The organism is Ihubacter massiliensis (genome assembly GCF_024125305.1).
In the GTDB taxonomy this organism is placed as follows: Bacteria; Bacillota; Clostridia; order Peptostreptococcales; family Anaerovoracaceae; genus Hominibacterium; species Hominibacterium faecale.
In genome coordinates, this window is the sequence record NZ_JAMXVH010000001.1 from 2,797,669 (window position 1) to 2,810,951 (window position 13,283).

Sequence of the window (13,283 nt, forward strand, 5' to 3'; positions counted from 1 at the left end):
AATAACTACACGCGAGACCTGGATTTTAAATCCGGTTCTTTTCAGAAAAGCTTTAACAATGAGATGGGAAAGTTCCAACTGGCTGTTGGGTGCTTGAATCCTACACTTATATATTAGGAGGAGTGATTGTAAATGATCAAATATTGTCCTGCGTGCTACACAGAATTTGAAACAGAAGATCTCGTCTGCCCCCAGTGCGGAACCAGGCTGGAGGACCCTTTTACAGAGGATGAGGCGGATGAAATGCTGGAATTATTGTTGAACGAAATACGGGCATAGGCTGCCGGGGCGGCCTATGCTTGCAGCTGGGTTCTAGAAAAAGCACCTCAAGTCAGCGAGGCGCCGGATCCCGGAAAACTTCTGCGAAATTTTGCATTTTTTTCGCAAAGTTGTGGGGTTGCGGGGCCTGATCCCGGCAACTTGGCGGCCCAAGGAGCCTCCAGGCGAATTTGAAAGCGCCTGACCGTTGAAAACTGCGTAAATTTCACATTATTTTTTTGTTTTTTTCCCACATTCTCATCCCCTAAACTTTTTAACCCGCACATTCCCAATCCAAAAAACCATCCCCCTATACAAACAAACTCAAATATCGTTCCCCTGTGTCAGGAAGAAGGATAACGATGTTTTTCCCTGCGTTTTCAGTCCTCTGTGCCAACACCAAGCCTGCCTTTAATGCGGCTCCTGAAGAAATTCCCACAAAGAGGCCTTCTGTCAGAGCCAGCTCTTTCATCGTTTCAAAGGCATCCTCATCGGTCACTGTAATGATTTCATCGTAGATGGTGGTATCCAGAACCTGCGGCACGAAATTGGCGCCGATGCCTTGGATTTTATGAGGACCCGCCTTCCCCTCCGATAACAGCGGCGAAGAGGCCGGCTCAACGGCAACCACTTTGATCTGGGGATTCTTTTCCTTGAGAAATTTTCCTGTGCCGGTAATGGTTCCGCCTGTGCCCACGGCAGATACAAAGATGTCTGTCTTGCCATCGGTGTCTTTCCAAATCTCCGGTCCCGTGGTTTTATAATGGATTTCCCAGTTGGCCGGATTGACGAATTGACCGGCGATCATACTGCCGGGAATCTCTTTTTTCAGCTCCTCAGCTTTTTCCACAGCCCCCTGCATCCCCAGAGCTGCATCCGTCAGAACCAATTCCGCCCCATACGCCTTGAGCAGATTGCGCCGTTCCATGCTCATGCTTTCCGGCATGGTCATAATGGCCCGATAGCCCCTGGCCGCAGCCACCATCGCGATCCCCACCCCGGTATTTCCGCTGGTGGGCTCAATAATCGTCCCACCCGGCTTCAGCCGCCCTTCCTGCTCTGCTTCCAGAATCATATTGTAACCCACCCGGTCTTTGGCGCTTCCGCCGGGATTAAAATACTCCAGCTTGGCAATGAGAGCCGAGCCTGCGCCCGTTTTCTTCTGATAGCGGTTCAGCCTCAACAGAGGCGTTTTTCCGATCAACTCAGCAATATTGTTCTTAATTTCCATAACATCCTCCTAAAACGCTTCATACCTTACAATCTCGCTTTTTTCCAGGGTCAGAGTGTACCCATGTCCAGGATCGGGGATCCACTTAAAAAAATGCTCCCTTTGCCCGGGAAAACACACATCCATAATCGTAGCAATGGTTCCGCCATGGCAGACCATGACCGAAACGGCATCCCCTCCGCTGTGTCTGACCGACAGCTCCTTCAGCTGATGTTTTCCATGGAGAATCCGCAGACCTTCCTTGATTCTCATGGAAAACCCGGCGATGCTCTCTCCGCCGGGACTGGCCGCGCTGCCGCTTTTGTCGCTGATCCACCCCACATATTCGGGCACTTCCTTCAAGTCCTCATAGCTTTTCATCTCAAAATCGCCAAAGCCCATTTCCTTCAGCTCCGGGATCACCTCGTGCTCCCGATCCCCATAAATGAGCGCCAGCGTCTGCTCAGTTCGTTTGAGCCCGGTGGTATAAAAATCCCCTTCATCCGCCTGGGGATAGATTGCCTCTTTTACCAGCTTTTTCAGCTCCGCAACACCTTCATCCGCCAGGGGAATATCCGACGCGCCGTAATAGAGCCGCCTTTGATTCCCCTCGGTGATCCCATGCCTGATTAAATGTATCTGTGATTTCATAATTCCCCTCTTCATTTTAATGTTTGTCCCAGCCCGCAGAAAACACGGGTAACGCTGTCCGCTTCTTTTGCCAGGTAAATCATGGTCCTTCCCGTCATTTCCCGCAGCGCCCGAAGCTCCCGGTCAATCGGCACCACGCCTTGAGAAAGATCAGTGCAGATCACCGTCTTTGCACGCAGCTGGTCAATGTGCTCCCGCAGGTAATCCGCCGCTTCCACGCCCGCCCGAAGGCAGGCCAGCACAAAATCCTCCAGACCGTATATAGTATCCTTGGAAAAGTCCAGCTCAGCCCGTTTTTCATCGCATATATAAATTTCTTTTACTGAAAAGTTTTCTTTCGCATAATCAAGTTTCCCCTGATATGCTCCGCCAAATACAAAATTCATATCAAATCACTGCCAGCGAAATCACTGCCGCAAGTTCGCTCCAAACCAGAGCAAACCCGGCAACATCGCCGTTCATTCCTCCTAACTGCCGCCTCGCGTAAGCGCCGCTCAAAATGGATGCGCAGAATTCTGCCGCCGTCAAAGCGGCAAAGGTGCAAAAGAGCCCCGGGCCTCCCTCTGGATTCAGCTCCGCTTCCAGCAGCCCGCCGCCGCCGATTAAAAGCAGCGCCGCCAGGAGCCAAATCAGGCTGACTGCCCATTTAAACCTCCGTCCTTTGGAAGAAGCAAAGATCTTTTGATACTGGCTAGTGGACAAAGGCTGGTGGACGATGACCGCTCTTGCGGACATGGTTCTTGCGAGAACAGGAATCAGGATCAGGCTCCACATAATATGAGGGTTTTCCCGTTCCAGCGCCGAACTCATGGATGCATAAAACAGCAGAAACAGTAAAATTGCCGTGATAACCGCAAATGCTCCCACGTGGGAATCCTTGAGAATACGGCGTCGTTCTTCCAGCGGCCGCCTGGAGAGGATGGCATCATTGCAATCCATAAATCCATCCAGATGGATGAAACCGCTGACGACAAAGGGATATGCCGTCAATAGGGCGGCCGCCAGCGGCCTGGGAATACTCGCCGCATCAACCAGCAAAAACAATCCATACCACAGGATGCCCATGATAAGCCCGACCACCGGGAACATGACCAGCATATGGGGCCTTGCCTTTTCATCCCACTTTTTGCAGGGGCAGGGGATGGCGCAGAAATTCCCCCAAGCCATAAAAAAACCAGTTATTGCTTTCATTCTCATCCTACCTCTTAAAATAATGAAAGCTTCCGTATGAAACTTCCACTACTTGGTCGCAGATCCGGGCCAAACTCCGGTCGCACAAAGCCAGGCCGCTGCGATAGCTTTCCGTCAGATGCTCATAGCGGGCAGCATCCCCATAAATATAGTCGGACACAAAGATCGTATTTCCTGTCCGCTGCGCAAATTGGACCAGCTCCCTGCTCACCCGCCGGGGAGCATCTTCATCTGCCCCGCCCTGCTCGTCGAACATTTCATTGGACAAAAGGGCGGTCACGCTGTCCAGCAGAAAAACGCCGTCAGGATCAGCCTGCCCCAGAGCCTGTAGGATATTTTTCCCCTGCTCGATGGTGGCAAAGCCCCAGCCTTCCCGTTCCTTGAGATGGCGCTTGATCCGCTCCCGATCCTCCCCATCCGCGGGGATCATCGTCGCTAAATAATAAAGTGGCACCCCCAGCTCATCCGCCTGCTGCCTGGCCTGCTGCTGAGCGAAAAACGATTTGCCGTTTTTGCAGCCACCGCTGATAAACAAATTCATCAGAAACAATCCCCTCTGCGGATTTCTTCCAAATAATCATCGTTGATTTCAGCCTCTTCAAAGGTTGCCATCCGGTTCATAACCCCACACGCCCCCTCAATGATCTTGAAAGCCAGCGGGCACCCGCTGCCTTCGCCCAGGCGCATCTTCAGATCCAGATAGGGCATCAGCCCCAGACCTTCCATGGCTAAACGGTAACCCCTTTCATAAGAGCTGTGAGACGGGAACATATAGGAAACGCAGGCGGGGGCGATTCTGGATGCTGTCAGAGCCGCTACCGCCGATATGTAACCGTCGATCACCACTGGAAGCCGGCTGACCGCCGCTCCGAGAAATGCACCGGTCATGGCCGCCAGGTCAAAACCGCCCACTCGGGACAGCACCGAAAGAGGCGATAAGCCCCGACAGCGGCTCAGGGCCTCATCTACGATCTCTTTCTTACGGGCAAAGCTGCTATCCACGATGCCTCCGCCCTTACCAACTGTCTTTGCTGCCGATTCTCCGGTAAGCGCGGATAAAACCGCAGCGCTGGTGGTGGTATTTCCGATCCCCATTTCCCCAATGCCAAAGATATCGTAGCCTTTCTCTTTTACCGCTGCCGCCATCTCCAGCCCGATTTCCACGGCCCGCAATGTCTGTTCTTCGGTCATGGCGTTTTCCCTGGTCAAATTCCGCGTTCCCTTTGCAATCCTTCGATTGACGATCTTGTGGGTGTCGGAAAAAGGTGTTTCCGTATATAGATTCTGGGGAATCGATCCGTTTATCCCCACATCCACAATCAAAAGTTCGCTGCCAAAGCTTTCGCTAAGGGCCCCAACGCCGGTCAGCCTCCTGGTAAAGTTGATTGTCTGGGCCAAGGTAACGCTCTGAGGCGCTGAGGATACATTTTCTTCCACAACTCCGTTATCGGCACACATGACAACTACGCAGGTTTTTTCGATGTGGTTGTTCACCTTTCCCGTGACCCCGGCCATCTGAATGGAAATATCCTCTAAAAGCCCCAGGCTTCCAGGCGGTTTGGCCAGGCTTTGCTGACGGCTGCGCGCCTTTTCCATGGCCTCCTGGTTCAAAGGCGCAATCGTCTTGATCACATCTTGCAATTCTTGATTGGTCACTTCCAAACTCCTTCCTCATCCGCACCATGAGCAAAATCGCCGCAAAACCATACGGACGGCTCACTGCTTACAATTTTATCACAGCCAGCGCCTTTCGTACAGGTTTTCAACCTTGAAAACACTTGAAAGTTACCGGCAAACCCGATAGAATAATCTTGCATGTAAAAAAGTTTTCTTTGGAAACATTATTCGCGCTTCGCGCTCACTTTCACAAGGTAAACTTTTTTGAAATACAGGAAATGCTACGCAATCGATATTTCCTGTATTATGAAAAAACAAATTGACGATAAGGAAGGTTTTTATGAACAAAAAATTGCGCGGCAATCTTTTGCTGCTTTTAACGGCTCTGATCTGGGGTACGTCTTTTGTGGCTCAGCGGGCTGGAATGGACTATATCGAACCATTCACTTTTAATGGAATCCGCTCCCTGATCGGCGGCATTGTCTTAATCCCGGTTATTTTTTTCTTAGGAAAAATGAACCCAGCAGATGACAAGGAAGAATCCACAGAGGAAGAAAAGAAGGCGGAAAATAAGACGCTCATCCTGGGCGGAATTTCCTGCGGAGTCATTCTCTTCGTCGCCAGTTCCCTCCAGCAGTTCGGAGTCGTGTACACCACTGCCGGAAAAGCTGGATTTATCACAGCGCTTTATATTGTCATCGTACCCATACTCAGTTTTTTTATCGGCAAGAAAATTCGCCCCATCGTTTGGCTCTGCGTCCTTCTTTCACTGGCTGGACTGTATTTGCTGTGCATGAAGGACGGTCTGTCCATCAATAAAGGCGATTTTCTGGTACTGCTGTGTGCCTTTGGCTTTTCCATACATATTCTGGTCATCGATCATTTTTCGCCCAAAACCGATGGCGTGAAAATGTCGTGCATCCAGTTCTTTGTCTGCGGGATCATTTCGCTGGTGCCGATGGCCATCTTCGAAACCCCCGTTTGGTCCGACATTCTGGATTGCTGGTTTCCCATTTTATATACCGGCGCCATTTCCTGCGGGGTGGCTTATACGCTGCAAATTATCGCACAAAAGGATACGGATCCGACCATCGCGTCCCTTCTTTTAAGTTTGGAATCGGTGCTTGCGGCCATCTCCGGCGTACTGATTCTCCATGAACAGATTTCGCCCAGGGAACTGATCGGATGTATTGTTATGTTTGCTGCCATTATTATTGCTCAGCTGCCTTCCAAGACGGAACGGCTGTCAGCGAAAAATCATGAATAGAGAGGTGTTATTATGATCACAAGAGAAGAAGCGTTTGCATTACTGACAACATACAACAAGGAAGAATTCCACATTAAGCATGCCCTGACGGTGGAGGGTACCATGCGCTATTTTGCGGAAAAGCTGGGGTATGATCCCGAGTATTGGGGGCTGGTGGGACTGCTCCACGATATCGACTTTGAAATGTACCCGGACGAGCACTGTCAGAAAGCGCCGGAGCTGTTAAAAGAAGGCGGCCTGGATGAAGATTTTATCCGTTCGGTATGCTCCCACGGCTACGGCATCTGCTCCGATATCGAGCCGACCCACCAGATGGAAAAGGTTCTCTTTGCCACCGATGAATTGACAGGGCTGATCGGCGCCTGCGCCCTGATGCGTCCATCCAAAAGCGTCCAGGACATGGAGGTCAAATCCGTCAAGAAAAAGTTTAAAGATAAGAAGTTTGCTGCAGGCTGCTCCCGGGATGTGATTCGCCAGGGCGCGGAAATGCTGGGATGGGAGCTGGACGAGCTGTTCCAGGAAACTATTTTAGCCATGCGCACTTGCGAGCAGTAGGGGCTGCCATGATGAAGTATGAAGAAAAGCTGCTCTCACTGGAGCGGATTATAAAGGACTATGGGCAGATGGCCCTGGCCCTGTCCGGCGGCGTTGACAGCACATTTTTGCTTTTATTTTCAAAGAAAGTTTTGGGCGATCAGCTGATTGCCGTCACTGCCTCAGCCCCCAACTTCGCGCCCGATGAGATCGCTTATGCCCGTGAGCTTTGTCAAAAGGAGGGCATTCGCCATTTGATCGTCGATCTGGGTGCGGAAATCCTTTCCCAGTTCTCCCATAATCCCACGGACCGGTGCTATATCTGTAAAAAAGCTATTTTCAGCCAAGTGAAACAGCAGGTGGCCGCCCAGTTTCCCCATGCAGTCATTGTGGACGGTACTAATTTGGACGATATGAAGGACTACCGGCCCGGCCACAAAGCTCTGGCCGAGTTGAGCATCGCCAGTCCTTTAAAGGAGGCGGGACTGACCAAGGCGGAAATTCGGCGAGCTCTAAAGGAGCTGGGAGGCGATATCTGGGACAAGCCGGCCTTTGCCTGCCTGGCTTCCAGAATTCCCTATGGGGAAACGCTCACGCCGGAGAAGCTGGCAGCTGTATACAAGGCCGAATCAGTGCTGCGTGATCTGGGATTTCGCCAGGTGCGGGTGCGCTGCCATGGAAACCTGGCAAGAATCGAAGTGGCTCCTGAGGACCGCAAGAAATTCTTTGATTTGCAGTTTATGGACCGGGTGAGCGCTCTGGTCAAGGAAGCCGGTTTTTTCTATGTTACACTGGACTTGATCGGCTATCGCATGGGAAGTCTCAACGAAGAAATACAGGAATAGAGGTTAACAATTATGGAGATTTTTGATGAATTTGTAAAAACAATCGCCACACTGCGGGGAGAAAACGGCTGCCCCTGGGACATCAAGCAGACCCATGAAAGTCTGAAGGAATGCCTGATCGAAGAGTCGGGCGAGGTGATCCAGGCCATTGACAATAAAGATGACGCCAATCTCTGCGAGGAGCTGGGGGATCTGCTGCTGCAAGTGGTTATGCACGCACAGATCGCGGCGGAAGAAGGCCGCTTCACCATGGAAGATGTTGTCCGGGGCGTCAACGAAAAAATGATCCGCCGCCATCCCCATGTCTTTGGCGATGCCAAGGTGGAGTCTGTGGAAGAAGGGCTGTCTCTTTGGGAGCAGATTAAAAGACAGGAGAAGGAGATGAAATAGTTGCTTTTTGATAGCATTTATGCTATCACACCATTAAGAAATAACTCACTCGCTTTGGAGCATACTAAGAATGTATACAATCGAATTCTATGAAGAAAGCAATGGAGAATCCGACGTTTGGGAATTTCTTGAAGCATTGCGGCAAAAAGCATCCACAAATAAAGATGCCCGTATACAATATAAGCAGGCAGTTTTCTACATTCAGCTTCTGCAGGAGAATGGCACCCGCCTTCCGGAAAATGTTACGAAACACCTCGGGGATGGTATATGGGAACTGCGCTCCGGAAACAACCGTGTATTGTATACCTTCTTTGATAATAACACCTTTGTTCTTCGCCATCAGTTCCGCAAGAAATCGCAAAAGACACCTCGCCGCGAAATTGAAAAAGCCAAGATATCGAAGAAGCTGAAAATCTTGCCGCTATTGTAAGCGCAATGATAGAAACACGCAATGCACTTGGAATCAGCCAGAGGGAACTAGCTGCCATCTGTGGAATTCCTCAGTCTTCCGTTGCAAGAATTGAATCTTTCAAGACTATGCCAAACTTAGCTACCTTGCTGAAAATTTTGCAGCCGCTTGGTTTAAAGCTTACCGTATCCTCATCAAAGCAATCTGGAGGACGGTAATGGCAGTTATGCAGCCCGCCTATCGTCACTGACAGGGATACTTATGTTATAGTTCTTTCTTTTGCAAATTATATCTTGCTTGTAACGCAGCGTAACAAGTTATAATAAAAGCAGGGGGAATCGTTTATGCAAAAAGAAAGAGCGATACCCGAAGGGTATATGACTGTCGGAGAACTGGCAAAGAAAATGGGTACGACAGTCCGTACTTTACAATATTATGATCAAGAGGGAGTGCTTTCTCCATCGGCTGAAAGTATCGGAGGACGCAGATTGTATACTTACAAGGATATGATCCGTCTTCATCAGATACTTTCTTTAAAATCCTTAGGTTTTTCTTTAAGCGATATTAAAGACCGGCTCATATCATTGAATACGCCCGCTGAAGTCGCAGATATTCTCGCCCAGCAGGCTTCTGTTGTGAAAGAAAAGATCGAAGTTCTTTCCGAATCCTTAAATGCAATCGAAGCACTGAAAGAAGAAGTGCTGCAAATGCAAACCGTAGATTTCAAAAAGTACGCTGATATTATCATCAATTTGCAATTGGATAATGAATATTATTGGCTGATCAAGCATTTTGACAGCGATACCTTGGACCATATTCGCAGCCGCTTCGATATTGAAAGCGGCAGACTTTTTATGGATCGATTCAACCAGCTGAACGAGGATATTATAGCTCTCAAGAAGAGCGGCATTGCGCCGGATGACGAAAAGGCGCAGCGACTAGCGGAACAGTTTTGGAATATGGTTATGGAGTTCACCGATGGCGATCTGCGCATGCTGCCAAAGCTCATGAAGTTCGGAAACCTGAAAGGGGAAAATAGGGATTGGGTGCAAAAACAGACAATTGTTAATGAATATATTCAACCGGCATTGAATATCTATCTTTCGAAGATCGGAGTCAATCCTTTTAAGGAGGTACGGTGATGGATCATGCGATACAGGTTGAGAATTTGTACAAGAGCTATGGAAATGATCTTATACTTAAAGATTTGAATTTTCATGTGGAAATTGGGGAAATCTTTGGAATACTAGGTGTTAACGGCGCGGGAAAAACAACGCTTCTTGAATGTATGGAGGGACTTAGAAAATATGAGCGGGGAAAAGTCTCCGTAAACGGACAAGTAGGGATTCAACTGCAATCTGCCTCTCTGCCCGCCTGCATCAAACCTATGGAAGCGATCCATCTTTTCGCTAAATGGAAAAAAACAAAGGTTGGACCGTCGATTTTATCCGCACTTGGAATCGATGAACTGGCTAGAAAGCAATATTGCCAATTATCAACCGGGCAGAAACGCCGTCTGCATTTAGCTCTGGCTTTAATCGGAGATCCGGATATTCTTTTTCTCGATGAGCCGACGGCCGGGCTGGACGTAGAAGGACGGATTGCCTTGCACAATCAAATACGCCGGTTGAAGGAGCTGGGGAAAACGATTATTCTGGCCAGTCACGATATGGCAGAGATAGAGGCCTTATGCAGTCGAATCGCCATACTCAATCATGGCTGTATCGCTTTTTTAGGAACCGTCGATGAATTGACTGAGGAAGTCGGCACCCAGTATAATATCGAAATTATAACCGAGTGCGGCAAAGACGATTATACGGTTGATGATATTGGAGAGTCTCTGCCGGCCATATTGGAACAATATAAAAGTAAAAGCCTTACGATTCTGGATATAAAAATAAATCGAGGTTCTTTCCAGCAGCATTTTATTGAGGTAGCGAAAGGAGAATGACCGATGGGCGCATTTTTATATGGGATTGCTCTCCAATTCAGGTTGGATATCAGGAGTAAATCTTTATTAATTACTTGTTATATTGTTCCTCTCATGTTTTTTGCGATCATGGGCGGTATATTCACTTCATTAATGCCGGAGGCAAAGGACACATTAATTTCATCCATGACCGTCATGGGCGTATCTATGGGAGCTCTCATAGGCGTTCCGCCCTCGCTTGCAGAAATTTATGGATCTGATATTAAAAAAGTGTATAAAGCAAATGGAATGCCGCTGTGCTTTGGCTTGCTATCTTTAATACTGTCGGCATTTATTCATCTGCTGATTATGAGCAGTATCATCTACATCCTATCGCCCATTGCTTTTGATGCGCAAATTCCTTCTAATCTTCCACTTTACTTTGGAAATGTGATCGTTTTTATCCTTGTGTCGCTGAGCATAGCCTGCGTCTTGGGATTGTCCATCAAGAGCCAGGCAAAGCTAACCATGTTCAGCCAGTTAGTATTCTTACCCTCCATCATGCTGTCAGGCATTATGTTTCCAGCAAATTTACTCCCCGAATTTTTGCAAATTATTGGAAAGCTGCTGCCGGCAGCATGGAGCTATACCTCGCTTTCCAGCCAAGTATTCGAACTGAGCGACTTTATCCCATTAATGGTTATCTTTTCAATCGCAATTGCTCTTTGCGCAATCCTGCTAAAAAAGCTGCGTTCCGAGTAAAACGCAGCTTTCAGTTTGCTTTTAAAACATACACCTTGGCTCCTTATTCTCTTGTTGGAACCACTTCCATCCAATATCCGTCCGGGTCCTCAATGAAATAAACGCCAAAATTGGGATTTTCAAAGCAGACGCAGCCCATTTCTTTGTGATAAGCCAGAGCCGCATCGTAGTCGTCAACCCGAAAGCCCACATGAATCTCATTATCTCCCAGATCATATGGTTCTTTTCGATCTCTCATCCAGGTCAGCTCCAGCTGGCACGGATTTCCTTCTGTGGCTAAAAACACAATTTTGCTGGAACCATCCTGGGCCTCGATGGTCCGTACCGGCTTGAGGCCCAGCGCTCTTTCGTAAAAATCCAGCGATTTTTCCAAATCCAAAACGGTTATACAGCTATGATACATTTCAAATTTCATGTTCGTTCCCTCCTCGTTTTAACTAGTCAAATTATACCACGATTATTTGTCCCTCGGCCACAGATAATAGAACTATGAGTATATTTATTTTCACTGTCGGCGCTCTTGGCTATGGAGCACTGGAAGTCCTTTTCCGCGGGTTTACCCATTGGACGATGATGCTTACCGGAGGAGCCTGCCTGCTTACTCTATACTATTTGAACCTGCAATTTCATAAGGCGCCTCTAATGCTAAAAGCCGCTTGCGGAGCTTTGGTCATCACCCTTTATGAATTTGCAGTGGGATTGATTGTAAACCTTTGGTATCACTGGAACATCTGGGACTATTCTCAAATGCCCGGCAATGTATTGGGCCAGATATGCCCGCTGTTCACCCTGATCTGGTTTTTCCTGTGTCTGGGGATACTTCTTATTTCCAAAGGTCTGTATTATGGATACCGATTTTTTCGGCCTTAAATACAGGGTCCAATCCCTGTGCTTTCTGCTCCTGGTAATCCTTTAAAACTTTCAGGGCAATACCGCCCAGCAGTATGATCGCAATGATATTAACGGTTGCCATGCAGCCCATTATTACATCTGCGAGGCCCCAGGCAGTTTCCAGGTCATTCTGCGCGCCGACAAAAATCATCAGGATTGCCAGGATGCGGAAAATGAACATAAAAATCTTATTTTCACTAATAAATTTAATATTCGCCTCTGCATAAAAATAGTTTCCAATTAAAGATGTGAATGCAAAGAGGCAAATCGCTACTGTTACAAAATGGATACCAGCAGAACCGAACACAGAAGCAACTGACTGCTGGACCAGCGGAATGCCATTGAGTTCCCCGCCCACTGTGTACTGATTAGTCAGCAGAACGATAAACGCAGTGGTCGAGCAGAGGAGCAAGGTATCGATAAATACCGATAATACCTGTACCAGGCCCTGCTTGGCCGGATGGGATACATTGGCAGCGGCAGCCGCATTGGGCGCCGATCCCATACCTGCTTCGTTGGAAAAGAGGCCTCGTTTGATGCCCAGCACCACGCAGGAGCCGGCAAATCCGCCAAAGATCGAATCCCAGTCAAAAGCAGCCGCAGCCACTTCCTTCATTGCTTGAGGAAGATATGTGATATTGGCGAAAAAAATAATCAGTCCGATGATGATATAAAGCACTGCCATAATGGGTACCAGCACTGACGAAACTCGTCCAATTTTATGGGTCCCTCCAAAGAAGAGCACGGCGGCTCCAACAGCCAGGATGATGCCGATAACCATGGGAACATTAGACTGGGCAAAGTTGGGCACATAATATTCAAAGGCAGAACTGATATTGTACGACTGCAAACCGTTGAACCCAAAGGCGAACGTAAGGATCAGCAATATGGAAAAAATAATTCCCAGCCATCTGGCGCCCAAAGCCCGTTGAATATAGTAGGCCGGCCCGCCTTTAAAGATTTTGCCGTCCCGCTCTTTATAGACCTGTGCCAGGGTACTTTCGATGAAAGCTGATGCTCCTCCGATCACGGCCATGATCCACATCCAAAGCAGCGCCCCGGGGCCGCCCATAACAATAGCTGTTGAAACGCCGGCAATGTTTCCCGTTCCTACTCGGGAAGCTGTAGCGATCATCAATGCTTGGAAAGAGGATAAACTGCCCTCTTCATGGCTCTTTTCCCGAACGACCCTGAGGGAATCAGGGAACAGCCGAATCTGAACAAATCCCGTGCGAATGGTAAAGTACACTCCGACAATAATCAGCAAAATGATTAAAAACTTGCTGTACAGAAACTCATTTGCTATATTCAGAACCTCTGTAAATTGCTTCATTCTCTCACTCCTTTAA

19 protein-coding genes are annotated in these 13,283 nt (G+C 48.5%); 11 read left to right on the plus strand and 8 right to left on the minus strand.

The window, feature by feature from the left end; genetic code table 11:
• Positions 1-132: 132 nt before the first annotated feature.
• Positions 133-279, plus strand: coding sequence for a hypothetical protein (locus tag NIA71_RS12990; protein ID WP_253020607.1), 147 nt, complete (start codon positions 133-135; stop codon positions 277-279).
• A 289-nt stretch (positions 280-568) separates the two neighbouring features.
• On the opposite strand, the gene cysK is transcribed toward NIA71_RS12990, so the two are convergent.
• Genes cysK through cobT form a run of 6 tightly spaced genes read right to left on the minus strand, consistent with a single transcriptional unit; the run spans position 569 to position 4,972 of the window.
• Positions 569-1,489, minus strand: coding sequence for a cysteine synthase A (gene cysK / locus NIA71_RS12995; protein WP_253020608.1), 921 nt, complete (start codon positions 1,487-1,489; stop codon positions 569-571).
• 9 nt (positions 1,490-1,498) lie between these two features.
• Positions 1,499-2,119: a histidine phosphatase family protein gene (locus NIA71_RS13000; RefSeq protein ID WP_253020609.1), complete on the minus strand. Its 621-nt coding sequence runs from the start codon at positions 2,117-2,119 to the stop codon at positions 1,499-1,501.
• 11 nt (positions 2,120-2,130) lie between these two features.
• A complete protein-coding gene (locus tag NIA71_RS13005) occupies positions 2,131-2,505 on the minus strand; it encodes a hypothetical protein (protein ID WP_148398317.1) in 375 nt (124 codons plus the stop codon).
• A 1-nt stretch (position 2,506) separates the two neighbouring features.
• Positions 2,507-3,310 (minus strand): adenosylcobinamide-GDP ribazoletransferase, encoded by an 804-nt coding sequence (locus tag NIA71_RS13010; protein ID WP_253020610.1) that lies wholly within the window; start codon positions 3,308-3,310, stop codon positions 2,507-2,509.
• A 7-nt stretch (positions 3,311-3,317) separates the two neighbouring features.
• The gene (locus NIA71_RS13015) at positions 3,318-3,851 is read right to left on the minus strand and encodes a bifunctional adenosylcobinamide kinase/adenosylcobinamide-phosphate guanylyltransferase (protein ID WP_148398313.1); all 534 of its coding nucleotides are present in this window, start codon (positions 3,849-3,851) and stop codon (positions 3,318-3,320) included.
• Positions 3,851-4,972: a nicotinate-nucleotide--dimethylbenzimidazole phosphoribosyltransferase gene (gene cobT / locus NIA71_RS13020; protein WP_253020611.1), complete on the minus strand. Its 1,122-nt coding sequence runs from the start codon at positions 4,970-4,972 to the stop codon at positions 3,851-3,853. Before cobT ends, NIA71_RS13015 begins: the two co-directional genes overlap by 1 nt.
• A gap of 295 nt (positions 4,973-5,267) precedes the next feature.
• On the opposite strand from cobT, the gene NIA71_RS13025 reads away from it, so the two are divergent.
• From NIA71_RS13025 to NIA71_RS13065, 9 genes are all read left to right on the plus strand, one after another.
• Entirely contained in the window at positions 5,268-6,194 is a 927-nt protein-coding gene (locus tag NIA71_RS13025) for a DMT family transporter (protein ID WP_253020612.1), read from the plus strand.
• A gap of 12 nt (positions 6,195-6,206) precedes the next feature.
• The gene (locus tag NIA71_RS13030; protein WP_253020613.1) at positions 6,207-6,749 is read left to right on the plus strand and encodes an HDIG domain-containing metalloprotein; all 543 of its coding nucleotides are present in this window, start codon (positions 6,207-6,209) and stop codon (positions 6,747-6,749) included.
• Positions 6,750-6,757: 8 nt separating this feature from the next.
• Entirely contained in the window at positions 6,758-7,573 is an 816-nt protein-coding gene (larE, locus tag NIA71_RS13035; protein WP_332108549.1) for an ATP-dependent sacrificial sulfur transferase LarE, read from the plus strand.
• A 12-nt stretch (positions 7,574-7,585) separates the two neighbouring features.
• Complete coding sequence (locus tag NIA71_RS13040) at positions 7,586-7,963, plus strand: MazG family protein (RefSeq protein WP_148398305.1); 378 nt, start codon at positions 7,586-7,588, stop codon at positions 7,961-7,963.
• Between the two features lie 70 nt (positions 7,964-8,033).
• Positions 8,034-8,393, plus strand: coding sequence for a type II toxin-antitoxin system RelE/ParE family toxin (locus tag NIA71_RS13045; RefSeq protein WP_241361636.1), 360 nt, complete (start codon positions 8,034-8,036; stop codon positions 8,391-8,393).
• Between the two features lie 5 nt (positions 8,394-8,398).
• Complete coding sequence (locus tag NIA71_RS13050) at positions 8,399-8,590, plus strand: helix-turn-helix domain-containing protein (protein ID WP_148398302.1); 192 nt, start codon at positions 8,399-8,401, stop codon at positions 8,588-8,590.
• A 126-nt stretch (positions 8,591-8,716) separates the two neighbouring features.
• Positions 8,717-9,514 carry a MerR family transcriptional regulator gene (locus NIA71_RS13055; protein WP_253020614.1) on the plus strand — a complete coding sequence of 266 codons (798 nt, stop codon included), beginning with the start codon at positions 8,717-8,719 and terminating at the stop codon, positions 9,512-9,514.
• Positions 9,514-10,323 (plus strand): ABC transporter ATP-binding protein, encoded by an 810-nt coding sequence (locus tag NIA71_RS13060; RefSeq protein ID WP_148398298.1) that lies wholly within the window; start codon positions 9,514-9,516, stop codon positions 10,321-10,323. Before NIA71_RS13055 ends, NIA71_RS13060 begins: the two co-directional genes overlap by 1 nt.
• A 3-nt stretch (positions 10,324-10,326) precedes the next feature.
• Positions 10,327-11,043: an ABC transporter permease gene (locus tag NIA71_RS13065; protein ID WP_253020615.1), complete on the plus strand. Its 717-nt coding sequence runs from the start codon at positions 10,327-10,329 to the stop codon at positions 11,041-11,043.
• Positions 11,044-11,086: 43 nt separating this feature from the next.
• Here NIA71_RS13065 and NIA71_RS13070 read toward each other — a convergent pair whose 3' ends face one another.
• Complete coding sequence (locus NIA71_RS13070) at positions 11,087-11,458, minus strand: VOC family protein (protein WP_148398295.1); 372 nt, start codon at positions 11,456-11,458, stop codon at positions 11,087-11,089.
• 74 nt (positions 11,459-11,532) lie between these two features.
• Between NIA71_RS13070 and NIA71_RS13075 the strand changes: the two genes are divergently transcribed.
• A complete protein-coding gene (locus tag NIA71_RS13075; RefSeq protein ID WP_148398294.1) occupies positions 11,533-11,913 on the plus strand; it encodes a putative ABC transporter permease in 381 nt (126 codons plus the stop codon).
• On the opposite strand, the gene NIA71_RS13080 is transcribed toward NIA71_RS13075, so the two are convergent.
• On the minus strand, positions 11,867-13,267 hold the full coding sequence (locus NIA71_RS13080; RefSeq protein WP_148398292.1) for an alanine/glycine:cation symporter family protein: 1,401 nt from the start codon (positions 13,265-13,267) through the stop codon (positions 11,867-11,869). The two genes, NIA71_RS13075 and NIA71_RS13080, sit on opposite strands and share 47 nt — an antisense overlap.
• Between the last annotated feature and the right edge of the window lie 16 nt (positions 13,268-13,283).

What these genes read in the sequence shown, in the direction of transcription:
- NIA71_RS13010 (WP_253020610.1), bottom strand. Translation starts at nt 3,310, where the DNA reads ATGAAAGCAATAACTGGTTTTTTTATGGCTTGGGGGAATTTCTGCGCC.
- NIA71_RS13005 (WP_148398317.1), bottom strand. Translation starts at nt 2,505, where the DNA reads ATGAATTTTGTATTTGGCGGAGCATATCAGGGGAAACTTGATTATGCG.
- NIA71_RS13040 (WP_148398305.1), top strand. Translation starts at nt 7,586, where the DNA reads ATGGAGATTTTTGATGAATTTGTAAAAACAATCGCCACACTGCGGGGA.
- NIA71_RS12990 (WP_253020607.1), top strand. Translation starts at nt 133, where the DNA reads ATGATCAAATATTGTCCTGCGTGCTACACAGAATTTGAAACAGAAGAT.
- NIA71_RS13025 (WP_253020612.1), top strand. Translation starts at nt 5,268, where the DNA reads ATGAACAAAAAATTGCGCGGCAATCTTTTGCTGCTTTTAACGGCTCTG.
- NIA71_RS13075 (WP_148398294.1), top strand. Translation starts at nt 11,533, where the DNA reads ATGAGTATATTTATTTTCACTGTCGGCGCTCTTGGCTATGGAGCACTG.
- NIA71_RS13060 (WP_148398298.1), top strand. Translation starts at nt 9,514, where the DNA reads ATGGATCATGCGATACAGGTTGAGAATTTGTACAAGAGCTATGGAAAT.
- NIA71_RS13080 (WP_148398292.1), bottom strand. Translation starts at nt 13,267, where the DNA reads ATGAAGCAATTTACAGAGGTTCTGAATATAGCAAATGAGTTTCTGTAC.
- NIA71_RS13070 (WP_148398295.1), bottom strand. Translation starts at nt 11,458, where the DNA reads ATGAAATTTGAAATGTATCATAGCTGTATAACCGTTTTGGATTTGGAA.
- NIA71_RS13065 (WP_253020615.1), top strand. Translation starts at nt 10,327, where the DNA reads ATGGGCGCATTTTTATATGGGATTGCTCTCCAATTCAGGTTGGATATC.
- NIA71_RS13050 (WP_148398302.1), top strand. Translation starts at nt 8,399, where the DNA reads ATGATAGAAACACGCAATGCACTTGGAATCAGCCAGAGGGAACTAGCT.
- cysK (WP_253020608.1), bottom strand. Translation starts at nt 1,489, where the DNA reads ATGGAAATTAAGAACAATATTGCTGAGTTGATCGGAAAAACGCCTCTG.
- NIA71_RS13045 (WP_241361636.1), top strand. Translation starts at nt 8,034, where the DNA reads ATGTATACAATCGAATTCTATGAAGAAAGCAATGGAGAATCCGACGTT.
- larE (WP_332108549.1), top strand. Translation starts at nt 6,758, where the DNA reads ATGATGAAGTATGAAGAAAAGCTGCTCTCACTGGAGCGGATTATAAAG.
- NIA71_RS13030 (WP_253020613.1), top strand. Translation starts at nt 6,207, where the DNA reads ATGATCACAAGAGAAGAAGCGTTTGCATTACTGACAACATACAACAAG.
- NIA71_RS13000 (WP_253020609.1), bottom strand. Translation starts at nt 2,119, where the DNA reads ATGAAATCACAGATACATTTAATCAGGCATGGGATCACCGAGGGGAAT.
- NIA71_RS13055 (WP_253020614.1), top strand. Translation starts at nt 8,717, where the DNA reads ATGCAAAAAGAAAGAGCGATACCCGAAGGGTATATGACTGTCGGAGAA.
- NIA71_RS13015 (WP_148398313.1), bottom strand. Translation starts at nt 3,851, where the DNA reads ATGAATTTGTTTATCAGCGGTGGCTGCAAAAACGGCAAATCGTTTTTC.